This window comes from Embleya scabrispora (assembly GCF_002024165.1).
Classification (GTDB): Bacteria; Actinomycetota; Actinomycetes; order Streptomycetales; family Streptomycetaceae; genus Embleya; species Embleya scabrispora_A.
Window position 1 is genome coordinate 4,402,554 of the sequence record NZ_MWQN01000001.1, and the last position, 24,600, is coordinate 4,427,153.

Here is a 24,600-nt window from a genome sequence, read left to right on the forward strand (position 1 = left end):
GCCGGCGTTCGAGGACGGCAAGCCGACCGCCGATCAAGCCACCGGCTCGCCGGCGGGCCGGACCGCGAGGCTGCGCCGACCGTCCACCCCCACCGGGACGTCCCCGTCGATCGTCACCCGGTGCAACAACCGCCGGGCCCCGTCGAAGTCGGTGATCACCCGATGCTGCGTCGCCCGGTTGTCCCAGATCGCCACGTCACCCGCACGCCACCGCCATCGCACGGTGTTCTCGGGTCGAGTGACGTGCTTGTGCAACAGCGCGAGCAACGCCGCCGAGTCCTCGGCGTCGAAGCCCACCAGCCGCTGTGCGAACGCGCCGAGAACCAGCGTGCGTTCGCCCGTGACCGGGTGTATCCGCACCACCGGGTGCTCGGTCTCGTACACGGTCGATTCGAACAACTCCCGGTAGTCCTTCCGCGCCTGGCTGAGCCCATCCGTGTCCGAAGCCACGTAGTCGTACCGGTTGCTGTGCACCGCCCGCAGCGAATCGGCCAACGCCGCGAGTGGGGCGGGCAGTTGCGCATAGGCGCTCGCGGTATCGGCCCACAACGTGTCCCCGCCCACGTCCGGCAGGCGTACCGCGCGCAGGATGGAGGCGAGCGGATAGGCGGGAACGAATGTGACATCGGTGTGCCAACGATCGGCGACCACCCCGTGATCGTTGTCGATCGGCACGATCAACTCGCCCTCGGCGGACGCGGTCGGGTGCCCGATCGGATCGCCGAGCAGCCGGGCGAAGGCGAGTTGGCCCGCGTCGTCCAGGTGGTGCTGGTCGCGGAAGAAGATCACCCTGTGCCGGTGCAGTGCGTCCCGCACGGTGTCCACCGTGATCGGGTCCAGCTCGCCGCCCAGGCGAACCCCCTCGACCACGGCGCCGATTCGGGCGGCGACGGGTGATACGGAAACGGTGACAGCGGTCATGAGTGTGGTGTCCCTTTCGGCCCTCGCATGAAGAAGAACGTCATCCGAAGCGGGCGCACGCGGGCACGGACCGCCGAAACCCCGCGCATTCACGAGACATGACGACCCATCAACGAAAACCGAAGCCGGCGCGCGCCCTACCGACAGCGCATACCGGGCGGAACGGGAAGATGCGCGATCCGATGCCGCCGCATCACCGACGCGACAACACGCCCGCCGGTCTCGCCGGCGCGCGCCATGATCGTGATCCCCACACCAAAATTCTCCGGGTGAACCTCGCGGGGGTCAACCTCGAGGACGCCCGTTCCCGTCCGGGTGACCAGCAGGCCACGGAAAGCGATCTCGGAATCCTACGACCTACCATGGGAAGTATGGACCGCGAGGAATTCGACCGACTGACCGCCATCGCCGAGAGCATGCACGCGCCGTCCAATTACAAGGTCGAGATCAGCGATGGCACGCTCGTGATGATGACCGGCCCATCCGGCATCCACGAGTTCATCGTGCGTCGCCTGCGCATGCGTATCGAACAGGGGATCGCCGGGCGTCCCGAATGGGCCGGGATGGCGGTGCACGGTGGGATCGACGTGTTGGACGATACCAACCTGATAAGGCGCAACCCCGACGTCTGCGTCTTCCCGGAAGACGATCTCATCACCATCGAGAACCACATTCCCGCCGCCGACCTGCGACTCGTCGTCGAGGTCGTGTCACGGTCGAACCCCGAGAACGACTGGGAGGCCAAGCTGCGCGACTATCCCCGCATGCGTATCCCGGTCTACGTGATCGTCGACCCGCGCCAGGGCACGATTGTGGTCAATTCCGAGCCCAAGAGTGGCAGGTACACGGCTCGCGCGGCCTACGCGTTCGGCCAGGACGTGCCGTTGCCCGGCTTCGGGTTCGTGCTGACGACGGCGGACTTCCCGACCTACTGAAGGTCCGCCGCAGGTGCGGTCGGGCCGGTCGAGGAACCGGCGGGCGGGGTCAGGAGCCGCCCTCTTCGAGGAGTCGGCGCAGTAGTGCCTCGTCGTCGGTGGACAGGTCGGAGACGAATCGGGCGAGTACCGCCTGCCGGTCGCCCTCCTTGTCCAGCACCTGGCGCATCCGCCGCGCGGCGAGCCCGGCCTCGTCGTACACCGGCGCGTACACGTAGGACCGGCCCGACCTGGTGCGCTGGAGCACACCCTTGTCGTGCAGGCGGGACAGGATCGTCACCACCGTCGTGTACGCCAGTTCGCCGGAGACCCGTGCCTGCACCGCGGCCGCGCCCATCGCCGTGGGCGACGTCCACAGCAGGGACAGGATCTCGGACTCCAACTCGCCGGGGCCACGTCGCGCGGGCGCTCCGCCTGCTCTGCTCTCGGTCACTTCGGCCTCCGGTGAATGGGCACAACGCCCCGGAAGCCTAGTCGCGCGCCGAATACGGTCAACAGGGTCGCCGATTTCGGCCCGGCCGCCGGCACCGGGCGCGGACCTCACCCCAGGGGCAGCAGGTTTGCGCGGACGAACCCGGCGAGCCGGGACTGGTCCAGAATGCCCTTGTCGGCGCGCACGACCAGGGTCGGATGGCTGCGCGAGCGCGGATTGCCCAGGGTCACGATCGCGACCGGCTCGCGCCAACGCCGCACCGAGTTGGTCGCCTCGTAGTACTCCTGGGTGAACAGCACCGCCTCGCCCAGCGGAGTCTGCACCGTCTGGGTCACCGCGCCGGGCGGGACGTCGGCCGCGGTGCGGTACAGGCCGTGCCACCCGTTGCCCGGGGCGCCGCCCGGCGCCTTGCAGGTCACCTCGTTGGACTCGATCGTGACGTCGTCGAGCGCGAGCAGCACCCGATCGCAGGGGGTGGTCACGGTCTGCGCGCCCGCGTCGGTGCCCCCGGCGGCGCGGACCTCGAAGGCGACCGTCCCGGTGTCCACCCTGGTCGCGTGCGCCCGAACCGGCGGCGCCTTCGTCGAGGGCGCCGACACCACGAACGGATCATCCCCGGACCCACCACACGCGGACACCCCCAGAATCACCCCGGCCGCGACCACCGCCCCCACACTCCACCGCCGCACCGCCATCGCCCTGCCCCCTCGTCGTCGAACGCACGCACCGCGCAGTCGTACGCACCCGCAGAGTGGACGCGGCAGCCCACCGACGGGTTCCACCCACGCAGCCGGCGGTACGTTCTCGGGATGAGCACTTCTTCCGCGATCGCATCGGCCGAGGAGTGGCCGCGGACCGCCGCCGAGGCGCTGGCCGTGCAGGATCGGCTGCGCCCGACGGTGGACACGGTCGGGCCCGGGCCGCAGCCGGGCGAGGTGCGGCGGGTGGCCGGCCTCGATGTGGCCTACGCCGAGGACTCGGACGAACTGGCCGCCGCCGTCGTGGTGTTGGACGCCCACACGCACGCCGTCCTGGAGCACTCGGTGGTGCACGGCGTGGCGACCTTCCCGTACGTCCCGGGCCTGTTCGCCTTCCGGGAGGTCCCGGCGCTGCTGGCCGCGCTCGAACGCCTCGACGCCGCACCCGACCTGCTGCTGTGCGACGGCCAGGGGCTGGCCCATCCGCGCCGCTTCGGGCTGGCCTGCCACCTCGGCGTGCTCACCGGTCTCCCGGCCATCGGGGTCGGCAAGACACAGTTCGTCGGGACGTACGAGCCACTCGGACCGGCCCGCGGCGAGGCCGCCGACCTGGTGGACGAGGGTGAAGTGGTCGGCCGCGCGCTGCGCACCCGCGACGCGGTCAAGCCGGTCTTCGTGTCGATCGGCCACGGCGTCGACCTGGACACGGCCTGCGCGCACGTACTGGCCCTGACCCCGCGCTACCGCCTCCCGGAGACCACCCGCCAGGCCGACCAACTCTGCCGCCGGGCACTGAAGTCCCACCCCGCGGCCCGCTCCTGACCCCCGCCCCGCGAACGCGAAAGAGCCCCCGCCCCGCGAACGCGAAAGAGCCCCCGCACCGCCTGCGCAAGGCGGTGCGGGGGCTCTTCGGTCACCGGCTCCCCAAGGGGGGAGGATGGGGAGCCGGCTGCCTGTCGGGAGGGTCGCCCCTCCGGGTCAGTCCGTCGCGATGGCGCGCAGGACGTTCATCCGTGCCGCCCGGAAGGCCGGCATCACCGCGGCCAGCAGGCCGACGATCGCCGCGGCGATCACGATGCCGACGACCGTGCCCCACGGGACCTTGAGCACGTCCAGGCCCTGGTTGGCCAGCAGGCGCTGGGCGCCGATGCCCCACGCCATGCCGAGCGCGAGCCCGACCAGGGCGCCGAACACCGCGATCACCATGGACTCCAGGCGGATCATCCGGCGGATCTGCCGACGCGAGGCGCCGATCGCCCGCATCAGACCGATCTCCCTGGTGCGCTCGACCACCGACAGCGCCAGCGTGTTGATCACACCCAGGATCGAGATGATGATCGCCAGGCCGAGCAGACCGTAGATCAGGTACAGGAACGTGTCGATCTGCTTGCCGATCAGTTCCTTGTAGTCGCTCTGGTCACGCGCCTTGACCTGCGGGAAGGGTTCGAGCGCCGTCTTGAGCGCGGCGCCGACCTTCGTCGCGTCCTGACCATTGGCCGCGTTGATGCTGACGCTCTGGTACTGCACGTTCGGGACGAACTTCTTCATGATCGTGTTCGGGATCACGATCGTCTCGCCCATGCCGATGACGTCGTCGGACTTCTTGCGGATCGCGCCGACCTCGACCGTGGTCTTCTGCCCGTTCGGGAAGGCGAGCTCGATCTTGCCGCCCAGGCTCAGGTGGTGGTCCTTGGCGAAGTCCTCGCCGATCGCCGCCTTGCCCGCCGACATGGCCGCGTCGCCGCTGCCCTGGAGATAGGTGGTCTTGATCGTGCCGTCGATGCCCGGGTCCGAGCCGAGGACGAAGTCCTTCTTGGACTTGCCGTCCGCGGTGATGACCGCGTTGGACAGGGTCGAGGCGACCACCTCGCCGACGCCGGGGGTCTTGCGGGCGGCGTCGACGATGTTCTCGGGGAAGGTCCCGGTGAGCGACTGGACGGTGTAGTCGGAGCCCAGCGACTTGTCGATCTGCTTGTCGAAGGAGGCCGACATCGACGAGGCCGCGACCGCCATACCGCTGACGAGGGCCACACCGATCATGATCGCCGACGCGGTGGCGCCGGTACGCCGCGGGTTGCGCAGCGCGTTCTCCCGGCTGAGCCGGCCCATCGAGCCGAACAGCTTCGGGTACCAGGCGGCCAGCGCCGGGACCACGGTGCGAGCCAGGAGCGGTGCCAGCACGATGAAGCCGAGCAGCGTGAACAGCACGCCCAGGCCCACGAATCCGCCACCCTGGCCACCGCTGGAGGAGGTGGCTCCGGCGACCAGCGCGAGTGCGCCCAGACCGAACAGGACCGCGCCGATCACCGAGCGGGTCTTGATCGACTTCTGCGGCGGCGCGCCGGCCTCGCGCAGGGCCGCCATCGGGGCGACCTTGCCCGCGCGGCGGGCCGGAACGTACGCGGCGATCACGGTGACGATCACGCCGACCAGGTAGGCCACGATCGGGGTGGCGGTCTTGATCACCAGGGACGTGCCCTTGAGGTTGATCCCGACCGCGCTGATCAGCGCCTTCAGGCCGACGGCCAGACCGAGGCCCGCCGCCAGGCCGAGCGTGGAGCCGACCACGCCGAGCAGGACCGCCTCCAGGAGCACCGAGCGGTTCACGTCCGCCCGACTCGCCCCGATCGCCCGCATCAGTCCCAGTTCACGGGTGCGCTGGGCGACCAGCATGGAGAAGGTGTTGAAGATCAGGAAGACGCCGACGAGGACGGCGACACCGGCGAAGCCGAGCATCGCGTACTTCATCACGTTCAGGAAGCCGCCGAGCTCGTCGTTGGATTCCTTGGCCGTCTCCGCGGCCGTCTTGACCTCGAAGTTCTTCGGGTCGTTGAGAAGCTGCTCCACCCGCAGCTTGAGGTCCTTGTCGGCGACTCCGCCGGCGGCGTCGACCGATACCGAGGTGACCGCGTTCGGGTCGCCGAGCAGTCGCTGCGAGGCGATGGCGTCGTCGAACGAGAGCAGCGCGGCGCCGGGGTTGGTGGCGGTGAAGGTCAGGATGCCGCTGACCTTGAACGTGAACTCGCCGTTCGCCCCGATCGCCCGAAGCTGGTCACCGATCTTGACGTGCTTCTTCTTCGCCGTGTCGGCGTCGATCAGCGCCTCGCCCGGACCCTTGGGGGCGGCACCACTGGTGATCTTGACCGGCGTGCGGTCGGTCTCGAACCAGTTGGTGACGATGGTCGGAGCACCGCTGGACGGTCCCACCGACTTGTTGTTCTTGTCGACGATCGTGAACGACTCCAGGCTGATGCTGCCGTGAGCGTCCTTGACGCCGTCGACCTTCTTGATCTTGTCGATCAGCGACCGCTGGACGACGGGCGTCTCACCGGTGAGCGCGAGGTCTTCCTTGCTGAACTCGGACTTGGGCTTGACCGAGACGTCCGACGCGGTGGACTTGAACAGCTCGTCGAAGGTCTTGGTGATCGTGTCGGTGAAGACCAGGGTGCCGGAGACGAACGCGACCGACAGCAGGACTGCCAGGGCGGACAGCACCATTCGGCCCTTGTGGGCCAGGAAGCTGCGGAACGTGGCTTTCAACATGGTGGGGGACTCTCTCCGCCTGTTTCAGCTGGTCCGGGCACCGTCGAAGCGCTTCATGCGCTCCAACACGGCGTCGGACGTGGGACGCAGCATCTCGTCGACGATTCGACCGTCTGCCAGGAACAGGACCCGGTCCGCGTAGGACGCCGCGTTGGGGTCGTGGGTGACCATCACGATGGTCTGACCGAGTTCGTTGACGCTGCGCCGCAGGAAGCCCAGCACCTCGGCGCCCGAGCGCGAGTCCAGGTTGCCGGTCGGCTCGTCACCGAAGATGATCTCGGGCCGGCTGGCCAGCGCCCGGGCGCAGGCGACACGCTGCTGCTGACCGCCGGAGAGCTCGGTCGGACGGTGCTTGAGCCGGTCGCGCAGGCCGACGGTCTCGATCACGTTGTCCAGCCAGGCCCGGTCGGGCTTGCGGCCGGCGATGTCCATCGGCAGCGTGATGTTCTCCAGCGCGGTCAGCGTCGGAAGCAGGTTGAACGCCTGGAAGATGAAGCCGATGTTGTCGCGGCGGAGCTTGGTGAGCGCCTTGTCCTTCAGACTCGTGATCTCCGTGTCGCCGATCCAGCTCTTGCCGCTGGTCGCGGTGTCGAGGCCGGCGAGGCAGTGCATCAGGGTCGACTTGCCGGAGCCCGAGGGGCCCATGATCGCGGTGAACTGGCCGCGACCGATCTGGACGTCCACACTGTCGAGAGCGACGACTCGGGTCTCGCCTTCGCCGTACGCCTTGGTGAGCTGCTGCGCGCGGGCGGCGATGGTGCCCCTGGAGTCCGCGTCGGTCATGGCAGCCGTGGCCGTGGTCACGAGTCTGTCCCCCATGTTGAGGTGAAGGGTGGCGCGCTCCGCTCTTGCAGTGCACTCGATCACCGTAGGGGGGAAGCGGTCGCGGCGAATCCTCTCCAAGGACAGACCCGCTCGTCCTACGCAGGGAGGACCCGGGGTACGCCAAGCGACCCTTGCCCCTAGGGGAGGCCCGTACCGGTGGGGTAGTCACCGAAGGTGTGTACGCGCGTGATCACGTTGCGTTGATTCTCGTGGTGCCAACGATCCCCATGCGGCACGGAGTTCCCCAAATGTCCCATCTCTCGCCACGCGCGCTTGAAGAAGGGGGGTGTCAACCTTTGGGGGGACCCGTGGGTACGCCGTGGCGCGTGGCGATGCTCGCGCCCGCGGCGGCCACCGCCCGGCGCAGACTCGGCGGCGAGACCGCCTCCATCTCGACGCCCAGCATCACGAGTTGGCCGGCGGCGACCTCCTCGGACTCGGCCCACAGGCGCAGCTCGCGCCACCCCTGCGGGTCGGGCGGCCCGGCCGTCGCGAGCGCGTCCGCGGCGACGACCGGGCCGAACACCCGGGGCAGCTGCGCCGCGCCGAACGGCGACACCCGGATCACGCAGGCGAACCGCATCAGCGAGCGGGCGAAGTCGTCGTTGTGGTGCGTCCACCACGTGCCCAGATCGAAGTCGTCGGGTCGCTCGAAGCGTTCCGGCCGGGTGCTCGCGGCCACCACGCGCGAGACCCGATAGCTGCGGATGTCGACGCGATGCCGGGCGACCAGGTACCAGACGCCGGCCTTGAGCACCAGGCCGAGCGGGTCGAGCCGGCGGGTCGCCTCGCGGTCGCGGCGGGCGTAGCGCACGTCGATCCTGTGGCCGGTCCACACCGCGCCCGCGATCTCGGTCAGGTGCGGGACGTCCTCGTCCCGGGCGAACCACCCCGGCGCGTCCAGGTGGAACCGCCGCCGCACCCGGCTCGCCCGGGTGCGCAGGTCGGCGGGCAGGGTGGCCATCACCTTGGTCTGGGCCGCCACCAGGACCGTGTCCAGGCCCAGCGCGTCGGCGGCGTGCGGCGCGCCGGACAGGAACAGCGCGGCGGCCTCGTCGCCGGTGAGCCCGTCCAGCCGGGTCCGCCAGCCCTTCACCAGCCGGATCCCGCCGTGCGGACCGGTCTCGGTCCACAGCGGCACGCCGGACGACTGGAGAGCGGCGACGTCGCGGTACACGGTGCGTACCGACACCTCCAGCTCGGCGGCCAGCTCGGCGGCGGTCGCCCCGCCGGGTCGGTTCTGCAGGTGCAGCAGCAGTGCCACCAGTCGACCGGATCGCATGACTCGAAACTAACCCGGAATCCCTGCCAACGGTTGTCAGGGATGGGTCGCCATCATGGGTGTCATGACGAGTTGGGCGGAGTTCGAGAAGGCCGAACCGGAGTTCGCGGCGACGGTGCGCGAGCGGTTCGGGATGTACAAACACCACGTGCTGGGCACGCTGCGTCGGGACGGCTCGCCGCGGTTGACCGGTCTGGAGGCCGACTTCCGGTTCGAGCAGATGTGGCTGGGCATGATGCCGGATTCGCTCAAGGCGCGCGACCTGCTGCGCGACCCGAGGTTCTCGCTGTTCGCCAACCCGGGGGAGGGGGCCGAGATGACGCACGGCGACGTCCGGGTGAGCGGGCGCGCGATCGAGGAGGTCGACGAGGCGCTCAAGGAGCGATACGTCGCGGAGACCAACGCGCCCACCCCGTTCCACCTGTTCCGGGTCGAACTGGGCGAGGTGAGCGCGGTCGGGCTCGAGGGGCAGGAGATCGTGGTCCGGAACTGGCGGCCGGGCGCGCCGGTGCGGGCGATCCGGCGGGGCAACGACGCGGAGTCGGCGCGCGCGGAGGGGTGAGCGGTGCGCCCCGGCCGCGCGCGCCGGCCGGGGCTACTCCACCGGCGCGTCCTCCGCGGTCTCGGCGTCGCCCTGCGGGGCGGGGACGGCGAAGCCCTCGCCGCGGCGCAGGGTCAGCTCCCGGGTGATCCCGATCCCGTCCAGGAACGGGCGGTCGTGGCTGACCACGACCAGTGCGCCCCGATAGGCGTTCAGGGCCTGTTCGAGTTGGCGCACCGACGCCAGGTCCAGGTTGTTCGTCGGCTCGTCGAGGATCAGCAGGTGCGGCGGCGGGTCGGCGGACAGCAGGGCGGCCAGGACGGCGCGGAATCGTTCGCCGCCGGAGAGCGTGCCGACCCGCTGCTCGGGGCGGTTGCCCCGGAACAGGAAGCGGGCCAGCCGGCCGCGCAGTTCCGCGTCGGTCGCCTCGGGCGCGAAGCGGCGCACGTTGGCCAGGACGGTGGCGTCGTCGTCGAGGATGTCCAGCCGCTGGGGCAGGTGGCGCACCCCTTCGACGTTGATCCGGACGGTGCCCTCGGCCGGTTGCTCCGCGCCGGTGAGCAGGCGGAGCAGGGTGGTCTTGCCCGAACCGTTGTCGCCGACCAGGGCGATGCGTTCCGGGCCGCGCACGATCAGGTCCACGCCGTGCGGGCCGTAGAGCGCGTCCGCCGTGTTCAGGCCCTCGACGGTGAGCACCGTGCGGCCGGCCGGCACCTCGGTCTCGGGCAGTTCGATCCGGATCTCCTTGTCCTCCCGGACCGCGTCCCTGGCCTCGGACAATCGGCTTTTGGCGTCGTCGAGGCGGCCCTCGTGAGTGCCCCTGAGCTTGCCGGCGGAGACCTCGGCGCCGCGTTTGAGGTTGCCGGCCACGATCTTGGGGAGGCCGCCCTCCAATTGGGCCTTGCGGCCGGTGCGCTGTCGGCGGGCCAGCCGGATCTGGGCCTCGGCCAACTCGCGCTTCTGCTTGCGCACGTCGGTCTGGGCGACCCGGACCAGCCGCTCGGCGGTCTCCCGCTCCTGCTCCAGGATGTCGAGGTAGGAGCTGAGGTTGCCGCTGTGGGTACGCGCCCGGTCCGGCAACAACTCGACGATCCGGTCGACCAGATCGAGCAGCACCCGGTCGTGGCTGACCGCGACGAGCACCCCCGGGTACCGGCTCACCGCGTCGTACAGCCGCTCGCGCGCGGACGCGTCGAGGTTGTTGGTCGGCTCGTCCAGGAGCAGGATCTCCGGCCGGCGCAGCAGCAGCGCGGCCAGCCCGAGCAGCACCGACTCGCCGCCGGACAGGGTGCCGACGGTGCGGTCGAGGTCGACGTGCGGCAGGCCGAGCCGGTCGAGTTGGGCCCGCGCGCGTTCCTCGACGTCCCAGTCGTCGCCGATGGTGTCGAAGTGCCGGACGTCGGCGTCGCCGGCCTCGATCGCGTGCAGCGCGGCCCGCGTGTCGGCGATGCCGAGCACGTCGTCCACGCGCCGGTCGGCGTCCAGCGGGAGGTGTTGCGGCAGGTAGCCGAGGTCGCCGGCGAGGCCGATCGTCCCGGCGGTGGGGCGCAGTTCGCCCGCGATCAGCTTGAGCAGGGTGGATTTGCCCGCGCCGTTGACGCCGACCAGGCCGGTGCGCCCGCCGCCGATGGACAGATCCAGGTCGGTGCAGACGGGGGTGCCGTCGGGCCAGGCGAAGGACAGGGCGGAGCAGACGATCGCGGGTGCGGTCGGAATGGACATGCGGATTCTCCCGGGACGCGGTGATGTACGGATCGCGTGGGACACCGCGCGGCGGGATCGGGAAGCACCGGGAACGAGAGGGTCGACAAACGAGAGTCGACGAAAAAGTCGTCCGGGACGGCCACACCGAGGTCGAGAACGCGACCGCGAGCACAGCAGGCTCGAGCGGCGCGATGTCCTGACCTCAGATGCGCAACGGACCATCCAGACGGACGACAATGTGGCCCGCCCAGGCTACCTCGGGTACGTCGTGGACCTCAAACGGTTTCGTCGGCTCTCGGCTCGCGCCGCTCCCGCAGGTCGAAGCGGTAGGCGACGGCGGCGGTGCCGATCAGCAGGGCGAGCGGCGCGGCGAACGCGATCAGCACGTGCACGCGCAGGACGAGGATCGCGCCGGTGAACGCGCCCAGTGCCATCGCGAGCGCGGAGAGCAACCGGCGGCCCGCCCGGGATCCGGTGCCGCCGAGTCGGCGGATGTCGGCGGCCAGGCCGGTCAGCGTCTGGGACAACACGGTGGTGGTCAGGTCCGGGACGGCCAGTCGGCGGGCCACCGCGTTCTGCAGGCCCATGGCCAGGCCGAGCAGCAGGATCAGGGTGTACCGCTCGCCGGTGCCCAGGCCGTGCGCCGAGGCGGCGACGATCAGGGCCGCGGCGAGCAGGGCGGCCTGTACCGAGGCGCCGACCCACAGCAGGCGTACGCGGCGCGCGCCGAAGACCACGCCCAGTCGGCCGCCGCCGGCCGCGCCGACCAGGAACGCGCCGAGCGCGGCGAGCGAGGCGGTCACCGACAGGCCGGGGGCGCCGGCCAGCGCGAAACCGGTGAAGACCACGTTGCCGGTCATGTTCGCGACGAACACCCGGCCCAGTTCGAGATAGCTGAGCGCGTCCACCAGGCCGGTGACCACGGTGAGCACGATCAGCAGCGGCGGCAGCGGGGCGTGCGGGTCGTCGTGCGGCGGCAGCAGCGTGTGTTTGGCGTCTCGAAGCGTCTCGCGCATCGATGTCCCCTCCGGGGTCGGCCGGTTCTCGGTCCGGGTCCGGCGAGCGGACCCCGGGCGGCCGCGCGGGCGCGCCCCGTGCCGAGGCGAACCACCGGCTCGGGGCTATCCATTGCCGGTGGCGGACCCGCGACACCCTCGGCGGCCCGTGCGGCCGCTCACACCGCGGCCGAGTGGCCGTACCCGTTCATCCCATGGGGTGGTGCCGGCCGGCCGTCCGGTGGGGTGGGTCGATGAATCGGCCGGCGGCCGATCTAGCCTGCTGTCGAGTTCCCTATATTTCCAATCATTTGGGGCATTCGTGCGATCATCCCGCACCATGGCCGTCATCGTGCTCGTCGTAGCGGTGTTCGCCGCCATCGGCTTCGTCGTCTTCGCCCGCGTCCACGGGAGCGATCCCGAACAAAAGGCCGCCGCGCCCGCGAAACCTCCCCAGGGGCCGGCCGCACAGGCCCCGGTGACGCTGATCGGCGACGGCTCGACCTCGAACACCGGCGAGCAGCCGAACCGGCCCAGGCCGGAGAAGCTGGCCCCGGGTGCGACCCCGCCGCAATTCGTGGTCTTCTCCTGGGACGGCGCCGGCGAGGACGACAAGAAGTTGTTCTCCCGCTTTCGCCAGGTGGCCAAGGAGAGCAACGCCAGGATGACGCTGTTCCTGTCCGGGGTGTACGTGCTGCCCGAGGCCAAAAAGGCCAGGTACCAGCCGCCGCACAAGCCGATCGGCGCCTCCGACATCGGCTACCTCGACGACGCCCACCTGCGGATGACGCTGGAGCAGCTCGGCGCCGCGTGGCAGGAGGGCCACGAGATCGGCACCCACTTCAACGGACACTTCTGCGGACCCACCGGTGGCGGTTCGTGGTCGGCCGAGGACTGGCGCGCCGAGACGGAGCAGTCCCGTTCGTTCGTGAAGACTTGGAAGAGCAACACCGGTTGGACCGACATGCCGGCGCTGCCGTTCGACTACGACAAGGAACTCATCGGCGGTCGGGCGCCGTGCCTGGAGGGACAGAAGGCGCTGCTCGCGGCGGCGCCCTCGCTCGGCTTCCGCTACGACGCGAGTTCGCCCGGCGGGCGGCAGGTGTGGCCGGACAAGGTGAACGGGGTGTGGGACCTGCCGCTCCAGCAGATCCCGCTGCCGGGGCGCAAGTTCGAGGTCCTGTCGATGGACTACAACGTGATGTTCAACCAGTCGCGCACGGTCAAGGGCGACCCGGCGAAGTTCGGCGAGTGGGAGGACCAGGCGTACGCGAGCTACATGGCGGGCTTCGACCGCGCGTACACCGGCAACCGGGCGCCGCTGCTGATCGGCAACCACTTCGAGGGCTGGAACGGCGGCATCTACATGAAGGCCGTCGAACGCGCGATGCGCACGGCCTGCACCCGCCCCGAGACCAGGTGTGTCAGCTTCCACGACCTGGTGGACTGGCTCGACGCGCAGGATCCGGCGGTGCTGGCGAAGCTGCGCACGTACGACGTCGGCGCCAAGCCGGACTGGGCGGCGCTCGGGGCGCCCGCGGCCCCCGCGGCTCCGGCCGCGCCGGGTGCGCCCGACGCGCGACAGGCCGCGGTGGTGCGCGACCGCTACTGACGACCGACCGACCGACCGACCGCCGACCGCCGGCCGGGCCCGGGCGCCGCCCCGCCCGGTCGGCGTCAGCCGTGGGGGTGGCGCCGGTCCTCGCGCAGCAGTTCCGGCAGCGTCACCGCGCCGGAGCCGTAGCGGGCGGCCTGGTCGTCGGGGTTGGAGATCCGGCAGCGCTTCATCGACAGGCACCCGCAGCCGATGCACTGCTCCAGACCGTCACGCAGCCGTACCAAAGCCTCGATCTCCTCCTCCAGACGACCGCGCCAGGCCCGGCTGATCTTGGCCCAGTCGGCGGGGGTGGGCGTGCGGCCCTCCGGGAGATTGCTCAGCGCCGACCGGATCTCCTCCAGGGACAGGCCGATGTTCTGCGCCGCGCGGATGAAGGCCAGCCGGCGCAGGATGTGCCGCTCGTACCGGCGCTGCCCGCCCGTCGTGCGGCTCGCGGTGATCAGGCCCTCGGCCTCGTAGTAGCGCAGCGCGGATGCCGCGAATCCGCTGCGCGCGGTCATCTGCCCGACCGTCAACAGGTCCGTTCCGGTGAGCACACCGTCTCCAAGTTCTCGTCCGAAGTCTCGTGCGATGCGCTTCCCGGTCGCTTGACCTGAAGTGCACTTGAACTTGCAGTGTAGAGGGGCAGCCCATCACCGGGTGGGGTGTGGAATTCCCCTGGAGAACACCATGCCTGTCGCACTCGTCACCGGCGCTTCGCGCGGCCTCGGCCTGGCCCTGGCCCGCGCGCTCGCCATCCGCTCCTGGACGCTGATCCTGGACGCCCGCGGCGCCGCCGACCTGGATCGGGCCGCCCGCGAACTCCGCGCTCTGGGCGACGCCGACGTGATCGCCGTCGCCGGCGACGTGACCGATCCCGCACACCGTCGCGAACTGCGCGACCTGATCCGCGAGTCCGGTCGCCTCGACCTGCTCGTCAACAACGCGAGCGTGCTCGGGCCGAGTCCGCTGCCGCCGCTCGCCGCCCATCCCCCGGCCGATCTGGTCCGGGTGTACGAGGTGAACGTGTTCGCGCCGCTGGCGCTGACCCGACTCGCCCTGCCCTTCCTGCTCGCCGGCGACCGCGGCGCGGTGGTGAACATCAGCTCGGACGCCGCCGTCAACGCCTATCCCGGCTGGGGCGGCTACGGCTCGGCCAAGGCCGCCCTCGACCACGTCGGCGCGACGCTGGCCGCCGAGAACCCGGACCTGGACGTGTACGCGTTCGACCCCGGGGACATGAACACCGACCTGCATCGACAGGCGTTCCCCGGCGAGGACGTCTCGGATCGCCCCAACCCCGAAACCGTGGTGCCGGCCCTGCTGCGGCTGTACGACGAGCGTCCCGCGAGCGGGCGGTACACCGTCGCCGAGTTCGCCCCGGCGGTGATCTCGTGACCACCGCGACGGTGCACGAGGCGACCGAACCCGCCGAGGCCCGGGGACTCGCGCGGGACGGGGTCCGGCTGCTCGTACACGCGGGGGAGCGGGTCGAGCACACCGTCTTCCGCGACCTCGGACGGCACCTGGGAGCCGGCGACCTGCTCGTGGTGAACACCTCCGCGACGCTGCCCGCCGCGGTGGACGGCTACCGCGCCGACGGCTCGCCGGTCACCGCCCACTTCGCCACTCGGCTCGACGAGGAGACCTGGATCCTCGAACTGCGGCACACCGACGGCACGCCCGGGCCGGTGGCCGGGGTGCGCCGATTCGAGGCGGTGCGCTTCCCCGGCACCGGGTGCGGCATGGCGCTGCTCCTGGACCCGTATCCGCACGAGCACACCCCCCAGCGGTTGTGGAAGGCCCGGATCACCGTGCCGCACGCCCGGGTCGAAACCTTCCTGGCCGACCGCGGCCGACCGATCAGTTACGCCCACGTGCGCGAGCGCTGGCCGCTGACGGCGTATCAGACCATCTTCGCCCGGGACGAGGGCAGCGCCGAGATGCCCAGCGCCGGGCGGCCGTTCACCCACGAGTTGGTGGTCGACCTGATCACCCGCGGGGTCACCGTCGCGCCGATCGTGCTGCACACCGGGGTGTCCTCCCAGGAGGTCGGCGAGCCGCCGCTGCGCGAGTGGTTCGCCGTCCCGGAGAGCACCGCGCACCAGGTGCGCCGCGCCCGCCGGGTGATCGCGGTGGGCACCACGGTGACCCGGGCCCTGGAGTCGGCGGTGGGCCCCGACGGCGAGATCGCGGCCGCGAGCGGCTGGACCGACCTGATGCTCGGCCCGGACCGGCCGGCCCGGGTGGTCGACGGCGTGATCAGCGGTCTGCACGCGCCCGAGGCCACCCATCTGCTGCTCCTGGAGGCGGTGGTGGGCCGGGCAGCGGTGCGCAGGGCCTACGACGCGGCGCTGGCCGAGGAGTACCTGTGGCACGAGTTCGGGGACAGTTCGCTGCTGCTGCCCTGAGCCGCGCGGCGGCCCGGAGCCGCCCCGGGCCGCCGGCTCAGCGCACCAGCTCGGACACGGGCCCGGGCGACGAGCCCGCGCTCCCCGGTGGGGCGGGGCGCCGGGAGCGTACCCACCACAACACGATCACGCTCGCCGCGGCCGCGACCGCGCACCACGTGGACGCGAACGCGTGGAACCACAGGCGCATGGTGATCGCCGCACCTACGGCGCAGACCAGGCCCAAAAACCGCAACAGTCGGTCCCGGGCCAACAACAACGAGCCGAGGGTCGCGACCAGATAGCCGGCGATCACCCACGGCGCGCCGGGGATGCCCACCGAGTAGCGCACGGTGTTCCCGCAGATCTCGGCGTCGACCGGGCGCGAGACGAGCGCGTGCCCGAGGGCGCCCGCGACCACCAGGCCGAGCACGATGAAGAACGTCGCCCGGACCCGCTCCCGACCCCGGGCGAGCGGCCACTGGGCGGCCAGCACCGCGAGCGGGACGAAGGCGGGCAACAGCGGAAAGGCGATCACCGCCCAGGCCTCGCGCGCGATCTCGGCGGTACCCGCCGACACGTCACCCGTCTCGCCCTGCCACACCACCGCCTCGACGAGCTGATGGGCGCCCAGGATGACCGGCAGCAGCGCCATCGGCAGATCGTTGATCCGTCGCACGGAGGCGACGCTCGCTATGCCGACCGCCGTGATGGCACTGCCCATCACCAGATCCGCACCGGCGCTCCAACACACGGCTGCCTCGATTCACCGGGAGGGGTGGGGTGGTCCCGTGGCAGGCGTACCCATGGTTGGTGTGTTCAACAGTTCATACGCTCATTCGGCCCCGGGAATCCACGTGGGATGGGTCACGCCCAGGTGTAGGGCACACGTACCGCCGACCGCCGGCGCGGTTGGCGCGGGCGCGACCGGGACGAGTGTGGCCGGACCCGGCCCCGGGTCCGGCCACACCGCACGTCAGTTGCCGGCCGTCCACTGCTCCCAGGTCAGGTTCCACGCGCCGTAGCCGTTGTCGGCCGCCACCGGCTTCTCGTCGTTGCCCTTGACCTGCACGATGTCCCCGCGGATCGAACGCTCGTACATCCACTTGGCGTTCTCCAGCGTCATCGAGACGCAGCCGTGGCTGGTGTTGGCGTTGCCGAACGGGTTGACCGTGGTCCACGTGTTGGCGTGCAGGAACGTGCCCGACTCGGTGATCCGCATCGCGTACGGCACGGCCTTTTGGTCGTACTCGTTGCCCAGGCCCACGGTCTGCGAGTTCATGTCGAGCGTGGGGTAACGCTCCTCCATCACCATGATCCCGTTCCACGTCGTGTACTTGGGGTCCTCGCCCGCGGTGATCGGGATCGTCTTGACCACCTGGTCGTTCTCGGAGACGGTCATCGTGTGCGCGTTGGCGTCCACCACGGCGATGCGCTTGGTGTCCGCGATCTTGAAGCCGAAGCTCTTGAACTGCTTGGACATCACCCCGCCGCCGAGGTCCACGCCGCGCAGGTTGAGGTCCACCTTCACCTGGGTGCCGGTCGGCCAGTACTCCTTCGGCCGCCAGTCCACCCGCGAGTTGCCGAACCAGTGCCAGGCGCCCTCGACGGCGGGCGTGGCGGTGACCTTGATCGCCTCCTGCACCGCCTTGCGGTTCTTCACCGGCTGGTCGAAGGTGATCGACACCGGCTGGCCCACGCCGACCGTGGCGTCCGCGTCCGGCATGAAGGTGGCGGTGGCCGCCTGCGTCGGATTGAGCACGGTGAACGCCGCGTTGGCGGTGGTCGGCTTGTTCTCCGCGTTGGTGGCGGTGGCGGTGACCGTGTACTTGCCGCCGTACATGAACGGCACCTTCGGCTTCCAGGAGTCGCCGCTCAGCGCGCCGTCGACCGTCTCGCCGCTCGCGTTGGTCACCTTGACCTCGGACACCTTGCCGCCGCCGACCGCGATCTTGACCGGTGCGCCCGGATCGACACCGGTGGCCTTGTCCACGGGGGTCAGGGTGACCACGGCGGGCTCGGCCGGGGCGGACCGGTTCTCGCCCGCCGCCTTCGCCGGGTCGGCCGACTTCTTCGCGTCGTCCTTGGAACAGGCTCCGGTCAACAACAAGGTCGCCGCGACGAACGCGGCGACCCCGACACGCTGGGTGATACCGGTCATGAAAAGGGCCCCCCGGGCTCAGCCGTCCGATCAGGTGGATTCACCTGATCGGACGCCGCCGGGCGCGTGGCCGTTGCATGAGAGGACCTGTGATCGAGGTCTCAATCGTCGTCGGGCGCGTCCCGCCCGGGGGGTGCTCCCCGGGTCACTCCTTGGTCGCGCTGCCGGCCAACCACTGGGACCAGCTCAGGTTCCACGCGCCGTAGCCGTTGTCGGGCGCGACCGCGCGCTCCTTGGAGTTGACCACCTTGACCACGTCGCCGCGATCGGCGTGGTCGTAGAACCACTTGGCGTCCTCGGGCGTCATGCTCACGCAGCCGTGGCTGGTGTTGGCCCGGCCGAACGGCGGATTGGCCTTGTCGTACCAGTAGTTGCCGTGCACGAAGGTGCCCGAGGTGGTGATCCGGACGGCCCACGGGACGTCCGCGATGTCGTACTCCTTGCCCAGACCCACGGTCGCCGAGTTCATCCGGGTCTTCTCGTACTTCTCCATCACCACCATCACGCCGCCCCAGGTGTCGTACTTGGGGGACTCGCCGGTGGTGACCTTGGTGGTCCTGACCACCTTGCCATTCTCGGTGGTGGTCATCGTCTTGCTCGCCACGTCGACGGTGGAGATCCGCGCCACGCTGCCGATCGCGAAGTTGAAGCTCTTGTACTGCTTGGAGCCCGCGCCACCGCCGAGATCGGCGCCGCGCAGGTTGAGGTCGACCTTCACCTTGGTGCCGGCCTTCCAATAATCCTTGGGCCGCCACTCCACCCGGGTGTTGCCGAACCAGTGCCACGCGCCGGACACCGCGGGCGACGCGGTGACCTTCATCGCCTTCTCCGCCTCGGCCTTGTTGGTGATCGGCCGGTCGAAGCGCACCGAGACGGGCTGACCGACGCCGACCGTCCCACCGTCGGGGAAGATCGAGGCCGTCACCTCCTTGCCCAGCGTCTGGGTGGTGAACCTGGTGGAGATGGTGGTCGGCTGGTTGTCCGCGTTGGTGGCGGTGGTGCTCACCGTGTACTGGCCGCCGGGGGTGAACGGGACCTTCGGCTTCCAGGACTTGCCGTCGGGCGACAGGGTGCCGTCGACCTGTTCGCCCCTCGCGTTGGTCACCTTGACCGCGGAGACCTTGCCGCCCTCGATCGCGAAGGTCAGCGGATCGGCGAGGTCGACGCCGGTGGCGCCGTCCTCGGGCGTCATGGTCACCTGCGGCGCTGCCCCCTTGGCCGGCTCGGGGGGTTGACCGGACTCGGTGCCCGGGGTGCCGCCGGACGCGCCGGGCGTGACCTTGGACTCGCTGCCCGCGTTGCTCGTCTTGTCGCCCTTGTCGTCGCCGCCCAGTAGCCCGCAGGCCCCCGTGAACAGGATCGCGCCGGCGATCAGAACGGCCGGAACGGTGCGCCGTCGCATCGCTTTACCTGCCACGTTTCGGGATTCCCTTCACAACGGGTCGAAAGACGGAGGCCGCGCGATGCGAGTCTCCGCATCATTGACTCCCGGAGGGGGTCTCAGGTTGCTCTCTTCGGGATGTGATGTACGTCTCGTTTTGGTGGGCGGGTCCTGGCTCCGGCGGTCCGCGTGCCCGGTGGTGGTCGTCGCCGGCGAAGGCGGTGCGTCGGTTGTGCGGCGGATTGCGGGGCCGACGAGTCGGCGGATCGACCGGGTCGGGGGCTTGCGTCGACCGTGCGGCCGGCGCGGTCGGCGCGAAGGCCGCGTTCGGTGTACTTGCGCGGGCGTGGCGGAGTGGGTATAGGCGTCGCGCCGCGCTCCACTCCTCTGCGTCTCCCCTATATACCGGCGGAGTTCGAGGTCGGCCGCGGGCACTCGCGGGTCGTGCGCGGGCCGGTCGCGTGACCCATTCTCGGTTTCTCCGACGTGAGACTGGTCACCGCCGCGGCGGCTTCGCGCGGTGTCGCGGCCCGTCGGGAGCGGGTGTGCGGGGCTCGGCGGGTGCGGGTGCCAAATCCGGTCGGACGTGGCCGGATTCGCTCTCGGCGGGGGTTTGCGCCGGTTCGATCGGCCGTCGGAGAGATGGGTAACTCACGGACATATCAGTCCAGTTGACGACACGTCAGGCTACGCCTGCGTCCGGAAGGTCGGTGTTGGGCACGTCCGGATCCGGCCCGGTAGGCTCACGCCCGACCAGCCCCCGGCAACGAGGATCCGCTTGATGTCAGCAGTAGACATGCCCCCTCGCGCCCGGTCCGAACGACCCCCGATGGGGCGGCCACTGCTCGCCTTCGCGGTCGTGTCGATCTGTACCGCAGGCGCGGTCGTGTGGGCGGTGTCGGCCGTCGGCTCGAAGCATCGCACCACCGTCGCGGTGGGCGGCGTGGCGGTCGCGCTGGCGTTGGCCATCGCGGTCGCGGCCACCCTCTACGCGATCGGCACCGCAGAACTGTTGCGCGCCAGGGTCGCCACGTTGGAGGGTGACGCGGCCCGCTGGAACGACGCCAACCGGGACCGGATGTCCGCGTTCCAGGCCGAGGCGACCCGGGTCGCCGACCAGACGTTGCCCGCCCTGGTGGCACTGCTGCGCGACGGCGCGTCGGTGGAGACCGCCCTGGCCGGTGTACCCACGCCGCAACACGAGGCGCTGGAGCGGATGTTGACCACCGTGGCCCGCGAGGTGGGCCAGGGCGAACGGATGCGTGCCGCCGCGATGTCGGCGTGCGCGAACGCTGCCGGCCGGGTGCAGGCGTTGTCCACCAGCATGCTCGCCGACCTGCGCGAGATGGAGAACCGGCACGGCGAGGAGGTCTTCGGAGACCTGCTCCGGCTCGACCACAGCACCGCTCAGGCGGGCCGGCTCGCGGACAGCATCGCGGTGCTCACCGGCGCGCGTTCGGGGCGGCGCTGGACCAAGCCGATCGTGATGGAGAGCATCCTGCGCGGCGCGGTCGGCCGGATCAGTGCCTACCAGCGGGTGCGGGTGCACTCCACCAGCGAGGCGGCGGTGGCCGGCTACGCGGCCGAGGGCGTGATGCACGCGCTGGCCGAACTGATGGACAACGCGACCAAGTTCTCGCCGCCCTCCGAGCAGGTGCACGTCTATGTCGAGGACGTGCCGGCGGGCGTCGTGGTCACGGTGGAGGACGGCGGCCTGGTGATGGGCGAGTTCGCCCTGCGGCGGGCGGAACAGGCGGTCTCGGCGGAGGCGTTGGACCTGACCACGCTCTCCGGGACGCGTCTGGGGCTGGCCGTGGTGGGTTGTCTGGCCCGCAAGCACGGGCTGACCGTGTCCTTCCGGCCGTCCTCGCGCGGCGGTACCGGCGTCGTGGTGATGATTCCGCGGCAGTTGGTCGGCGAGATCCGGCCCGAGCCGCGCAAGCGGGCCGCGCCCGAGGTGCGTTCGGGGCGGGCGCATCCCGTGGAGGCGGCGCCGGTGGCCCGCGCGATCACGGAGGCTCCCGCGGCACCCGCGACTCCTGCGGCACCTGTGGCACCGGCGGTACCCACGGCACCCGCGACTCCCTCGGCGCCCTCGGTGTTCGAGCCGGTGGCCGGGCAGGGGACCGAGCCGGCGCCCGCACCCACGCTGTCCCCACTGGCCAAGCGCCGCCCCGGACAGACCCTGGCCGCCGCGACCAGGGCGGCCGAGCGGGCCGAGTCGCGCTCGGACGCCGGTTCCCGCGAGACCAAACCGCGCCCCGCGCCCGGGGCCCGCTTCGGCGCGTTCCGCCAGGCGGTACAGGGCGAACGACCGGGTCGGGACGTGACGGCGTCCCCCGACGACAAGTCCTGATCGCCCCTTCGCCGGGTGGTACGCAACGAGAGAACGGAGGCGGGGGCGGGCATCCGAGCGATGTCCACCCCGGAAGCCCTATGAGCGCAACAGCACACGGCACCGAAGCGCAGCGGATCGACCCGCAACGGCGCTCCGAGCGCGATCTCGACTGGCTCCTGGAGAGCCTGATCGAGCGCACCCCGGGCACGCGGCACTCGCTGGTGTTGTCCAAGGACGGCTTGAAGCTGTGCCGTACCGGCGGGCTCACGATCGACCAGGCCGACCAACTCGCCGCCATAGCGTCCGGCATCCAGAGCCTGTCGCACGGCGCGTCGATCGAGTTCGGCGACGGCAGCGGCGGCGTGCGCCAGTCGATGACCGAGTTCCACGGCGGCATCCTGTTCATCGTCGAGGCCGGCGAGGGCGCCCACCTCGCGGTGATCGCGGACGACGACGCGGACGCCGGCGTGGTGGGCCACAACATGAACGAGTTGGTCGAGCAGATCGGCGAGTATCTGAGCACACCGGCTCGGAACTTCGACGAAGGCGGCCGATCGGCATGATCCGGCGGCCAGTCGACAGCGGCGATCCGGACCGGCTGTACACGGTCACCAACGGTCGAACGCGCGCCGACGAGGACGCGTTCGACCTGGTCACCCTGATCGTCAGCGAGTGCGAACCCACGCCGGGCATGCAGTCCGAGCACGTGCGGATCCTGCGGATGTGCGATCGACCGACCGCCGTGGTGGAGATCGCCGCCGAACTGGGCCTGCCCGTGGGCGTGGTGAAGATCCTGCTCTGCGACCTGCTCGACACGGGGCGAATCACCGCGCGGCACCCGCGCCTGTCCCCGCGCCGGGCGCAACTACCCGATACCGAGATCCTGAAGCAGGTGCTCGTTGGACTCCACAACCTCTGAGCTCGCCGCGTCCGCGCCGGCCGTGCGTACCCCCCTGGCGAGCACCGCGAGCGACGGGCTCAAGATCGCCATCGTGGGCGGGTTCGGCGTCGGCAAGACGACGATGGTGCGCTCGGTGAGCGAGATACGTCCGCTCAACACCGAGGAGACGATGACCCGGGCGGGTGTGGGCATCGACGACGCACGCGGCGCGGACGGCAAGACCACCACCACGGTCGCCTTCGACTTCGGTCGGATCTCGCTCAACGACGAGATGGTGCTGTACCTGTTCGGCGCCCCCGGGCAGGAGCGCTTCTGGTTCCTGTGGGACCGGCTGTTCTCGGGCACGCTCGGCGCGGTCGTGCTGGTCGACCCCAGGCGGCTCGAGGACTCGTGGTACGCGATCGACCGGCTGGAGCACCACGGCATGCCGTTCGTCCTGGCCCGCAACAACTTCGGGCCGCCCGAGCACACGCTGGAGGAGGTGCGCGACGCGCTGTCCCTGCCGCCGGAGATCCCGATGGTCGACTGCGACGCGCGCAGCCGGGAGTCCAGCAAGGCCGTGCTGATCGCGCTGGTGAACCACCTCTACACGTTGTCCTTCGCCCGGGAGCACGCCCTGTGACCACGCCTTCGGACCTCAACGACCCGAACGCCCCGGCTCCGCCGCAGGGTTGCCCCGCGCACGCGGGCGGCGGGCCGGCCCTCGACCCCTCGCACGAGGGCGCCGCGCGGTTGTCCGGCCCGGGGTTGTGGCAGGACCCGCACGGGATGTATCGCAAACTACGCCAGGAGTACGGCTCGGTGGCGCCGATCCTGCTCGACGGCGACATCCCCGCGTGGTTCGTGCTCGGCTACCGCGAGGTGCACCACGTCACGGCGAACGACCAGATGTTCGCCCGCGACTCGCGGCGCTGGCACGCGTGGGACCGGATCCCGCCGGACTGGCCGCTGATGCCGTTCGTCGGCTATCAGCCGTCGGTGATGTTCACCGAAGGGCCCGAGCACCGGCGCCGGGCCGGGGCGATCAGCGACGCGCTCGCGGCGGTGGACCAGTTCGAACTGCGCGCCCAGGCCGAGCGGATCGCGGACCGGCTGGTCGACGACTTCGCCGGGGTGGGCGAGGCCGAGTTGATGGCGGACTACGCGCACCGGCTGCCCTCGCTGGTGGTGGCCCGGCTGTTCGGGCTGCCCGAGGAGGAGACTCCGGATCTGGTCCGGGACCTGGCCGGCTCGTTGGACGGCGGCGAGGGCGCGGTGGAGGCGTACCTGCGGGTGCGGGACACGATGGCCCGACTGTTGCGGCGCAAGCGCGAACGCCCCGGCGCCGACGTGCCGTCGCGGTTGCTGGTGCACCCGGCCGAGTTGGCCGAGGAGGAACTGATCCAGGACATGCTCGTGGTGATGGCCGCCGCCCAGCAGCCCACCGCGAACTGGATCGGCAACACGCTGCGGCTGATGCTGACCGACGACCGGTTCGCGCTGACCCTGTCCGGCGGCCGGCGCAGCGTCGGACAGGCGCTGAACGAGGTGTTGTGGGAGGACACCCCGACGCAGAACTTCATCGGCCGCTGGGCGGTGCGCTCGACGGTGCTCGGAGGGCAGAAGATCAAGGCCGGCGACCTGCTGGTGCTCGGGCTGTCCGCGGCCAACACCGACCCGCAGGTGCGGCCCGACTCGCACGCCGGCGCGGCGGGGAACAGCGCGCACATGTCGTTCAGCCACGGCGAGCACCGCTGCCCGTACCCGGCGCCCGAGTTGGCCGAGGTGATCGCCCGGGCGGCGATCGAGGTGCTGCTCGACCGGCTGCCCGACGTCCACCTGTCGGTGCCCACCCGGGAGCTGGTCTGGCGCGACTCGGTGTGGATGCGCGGTCTGGAGAACCTTCCGGTCGAGTTCACCCCGGCGTACGTGGGGTGATCCCGGGTCGGCGCGGGGACGGGCGGGTGACCCGTCCC

The 24,600-nt window shown here is 70.9% G+C and carries 23 protein-coding genes; 11 read left to right on the forward strand and 12 right to left on the reverse strand.

Annotation, left to right across the window (positions count from 1 at the left end; all coding sequences use genetic code 11):
* Positions 1–33: 33 nt before the first annotated feature.
* Positions 34–921 carry a TauD/TfdA dioxygenase family protein gene (locus B4N89_RS19450; protein ID WP_078977107.1) on the reverse strand — a complete coding sequence of 296 codons (888 nt, stop codon included), beginning with the start codon at positions 919–921 and terminating at the stop codon, positions 34–36.
* Between the two features lie 98 nt (positions 922–1,019).
* Between B4N89_RS19450 and B4N89_RS19455 the strand changes: the two genes are divergently transcribed.
* A complete protein-coding gene (locus tag B4N89_RS19455; RefSeq protein WP_078977108.1) occupies positions 1,020–1,856 on the forward strand; it encodes a Uma2 family endonuclease in 837 nt (278 codons plus the stop codon).
* Positions 1,857–1,905: 49 nt separating this feature from the next.
* Here B4N89_RS19455 and B4N89_RS19460 read toward each other — a convergent pair whose 3' ends face one another.
* Complete coding sequence (locus B4N89_RS19460) at positions 1,906–2,289, reverse strand: BlaI/MecI/CopY family transcriptional regulator (protein ID WP_201260864.1); 384 nt, start codon at positions 2,287–2,289, stop codon at positions 1,906–1,908.
* Positions 2,290–2,396: 107 nt separating this feature from the next.
* Positions 2,397–2,984, reverse strand: a complete 588-nt coding sequence (locus B4N89_RS19465; protein ID WP_078977110.1) for a hypothetical protein — start codon at positions 2,982–2,984, stop codon at positions 2,397–2,399.
* A gap of 114 nt (positions 2,985–3,098) precedes the next feature.
* Here B4N89_RS19465 and nfi point away from each other — a divergent pair, with 114 nt between their 5' ends.
* A complete protein-coding gene (gene nfi, locus B4N89_RS19470) occupies positions 3,099–3,809 on the forward strand; it encodes a deoxyribonuclease V (RefSeq protein ID WP_078977111.1) in 711 nt (236 codons plus the stop codon).
* 156 nt (positions 3,810–3,965) lie between these two features.
* Here the strand turns inward: nfi and B4N89_RS19475 are convergent, their stop codons facing one another.
* The 3 genes from B4N89_RS19475 to B4N89_RS19485 all read right to left on the reverse strand — a co-directional run bounded on the left by B4N89_RS19475 (position 3,966) and on the right by B4N89_RS19485 (position 8,637).
* Positions 3,966–6,530, reverse strand: a complete 2,565-nt coding sequence (locus tag B4N89_RS19475) for an ABC transporter permease (protein ID WP_078977112.1) — start codon at positions 6,528–6,530, stop codon at positions 3,966–3,968.
* Between the two features lie 24 nt (positions 6,531–6,554).
* Entirely contained in the window at positions 6,555–7,313 is a 759-nt protein-coding gene (locus B4N89_RS19480; protein WP_078977113.1) for an ABC transporter ATP-binding protein, read from the reverse strand.
* A gap of 331 nt (positions 7,314–7,644) precedes the next feature.
* Positions 7,645–8,637 carry a helix-turn-helix transcriptional regulator gene (locus B4N89_RS19485; protein ID WP_078977114.1) on the reverse strand — a complete coding sequence of 331 codons (993 nt, stop codon included), beginning with the start codon at positions 8,635–8,637 and terminating at the stop codon, positions 7,645–7,647.
* 64 nt (positions 8,638–8,701) lie between these two features.
* On the opposite strand from B4N89_RS19485, the gene B4N89_RS19490 reads away from it, so the two are divergent.
* Complete coding sequence (locus B4N89_RS19490) at positions 8,702–9,199, forward strand: pyridoxamine 5'-phosphate oxidase family protein (RefSeq protein WP_078977115.1); 498 nt, start codon at positions 8,702–8,704, stop codon at positions 9,197–9,199.
* Positions 9,200–9,232: 33 nt separating this feature from the next.
* Here the strand turns inward: B4N89_RS19490 and B4N89_RS19495 are convergent, their stop codons facing one another.
* A complete protein-coding gene (locus tag B4N89_RS19495) occupies positions 9,233–10,900 on the reverse strand; it encodes an ABC-F family ATP-binding cassette domain-containing protein (RefSeq protein ID WP_078977116.1) in 1,668 nt (555 codons plus the stop codon).
* 257 nt (positions 10,901–11,157) lie between these two features.
* Complete coding sequence (locus B4N89_RS19500; RefSeq protein ID WP_078977117.1) at positions 11,158–11,898, reverse strand: YoaK family protein; 741 nt, start codon at positions 11,896–11,898, stop codon at positions 11,158–11,160.
* Between the two features lie 319 nt (positions 11,899–12,217).
* Here B4N89_RS19500 and B4N89_RS19505 point away from each other — a divergent pair, with 319 nt between their 5' ends.
* On the forward strand, positions 12,218–13,489 hold the full coding sequence (locus B4N89_RS19505; protein WP_078977118.1) for a hypothetical protein: 1,272 nt from the start codon (positions 12,218–12,220) through the stop codon (positions 13,487–13,489).
* Positions 13,490–13,554: 65 nt separating this feature from the next.
* Here the strand turns inward: B4N89_RS19505 and soxR are convergent, their stop codons facing one another.
* Positions 13,555–14,031: a redox-sensitive transcriptional activator SoxR gene (gene soxR, locus B4N89_RS19510; protein WP_201260865.1), complete on the reverse strand. Its 477-nt coding sequence runs from the start codon at positions 14,029–14,031 to the stop codon at positions 13,555–13,557.
* Between the two features lie 133 nt (positions 14,032–14,164).
* Between soxR and B4N89_RS19515 the strand changes: the two genes are divergently transcribed.
* Together B4N89_RS19515 and B4N89_RS19520 are read left to right on the forward strand one after the other, a co-directional pair.
* Positions 14,165–14,872, forward strand: a complete 708-nt coding sequence (locus B4N89_RS19515) for an SDR family NAD(P)-dependent oxidoreductase (protein WP_078977119.1) — start codon at positions 14,165–14,167, stop codon at positions 14,870–14,872.
* A complete protein-coding gene (locus B4N89_RS19520; RefSeq protein ID WP_078977120.1) occupies positions 14,869–15,885 on the forward strand; it encodes an S-adenosylmethionine:tRNA ribosyltransferase-isomerase in 1,017 nt (338 codons plus the stop codon). The genes B4N89_RS19515 and B4N89_RS19520 overlap by 4 nt, the downstream gene beginning before the upstream one ends.
* Before the next feature lie 37 nt (positions 15,886–15,922).
* On the opposite strand, the gene B4N89_RS19525 is transcribed toward B4N89_RS19520, so the two are convergent.
* The 3 genes from B4N89_RS19525 to B4N89_RS19535 form a co-directional block, all read right to left on the reverse strand.
* Positions 15,923–16,618 carry a DUF6629 family protein gene (locus B4N89_RS19525; protein WP_321170700.1) on the reverse strand — a complete coding sequence of 232 codons (696 nt, stop codon included), beginning with the start codon at positions 16,616–16,618 and terminating at the stop codon, positions 15,923–15,925.
* 222 nt (positions 16,619–16,840) lie between these two features.
* Positions 16,841–18,025 carry a L,D-transpeptidase gene (locus B4N89_RS19530; RefSeq protein ID WP_078977121.1) on the reverse strand — a complete coding sequence of 395 codons (1,185 nt, stop codon included), beginning with the start codon at positions 18,023–18,025 and terminating at the stop codon, positions 16,841–16,843.
* 145 nt (positions 18,026–18,170) lie between these two features.
* Complete coding sequence (locus B4N89_RS19535) at positions 18,171–19,427, reverse strand: L,D-transpeptidase (protein WP_078977122.1); 1,257 nt, start codon at positions 19,425–19,427, stop codon at positions 18,171–18,173.
* A 760-nt stretch (positions 19,428–20,187) separates the two neighbouring features.
* Between B4N89_RS19535 and B4N89_RS19540 the strand changes: the two genes are divergently transcribed.
* From B4N89_RS19540 to B4N89_RS19560, 5 genes are all read left to right on the forward strand, one after another.
* Positions 20,188–21,762, forward strand: a complete 1,575-nt coding sequence (locus B4N89_RS19540) for a sensor histidine kinase (RefSeq protein WP_235618694.1) — start codon at positions 20,188–20,190, stop codon at positions 21,760–21,762.
* Positions 21,763–21,842: 80 nt separating this feature from the next.
* Positions 21,843–22,307, forward strand: a complete 465-nt coding sequence (locus B4N89_RS19545) for a roadblock/LC7 domain-containing protein (protein WP_078977124.1) — start codon at positions 21,843–21,845, stop codon at positions 22,305–22,307.
* Positions 22,304–22,663, forward strand: a complete 360-nt coding sequence (locus B4N89_RS19550) for a DUF742 domain-containing protein (RefSeq protein WP_078977125.1) — start codon at positions 22,304–22,306, stop codon at positions 22,661–22,663. Before B4N89_RS19545 ends, B4N89_RS19550 begins: the two co-directional genes overlap by 4 nt.
* The gene (locus tag B4N89_RS19555; RefSeq protein WP_078977126.1) at positions 22,644–23,267 is read left to right on the forward strand and encodes a GTP-binding protein; all 624 of its coding nucleotides are present in this window, start codon (positions 22,644–22,646) and stop codon (positions 23,265–23,267) included. The genes B4N89_RS19550 and B4N89_RS19555 overlap by 20 nt, the downstream gene beginning before the upstream one ends.
* A complete protein-coding gene (locus B4N89_RS19560) occupies positions 23,264–24,562 on the forward strand; it encodes a cytochrome P450 (protein WP_201260866.1) in 1,299 nt (432 codons plus the stop codon). The genes B4N89_RS19555 and B4N89_RS19560 overlap by 4 nt, the downstream gene beginning before the upstream one ends.
* Positions 24,563–24,600 lie beyond the last annotated feature (38 nt).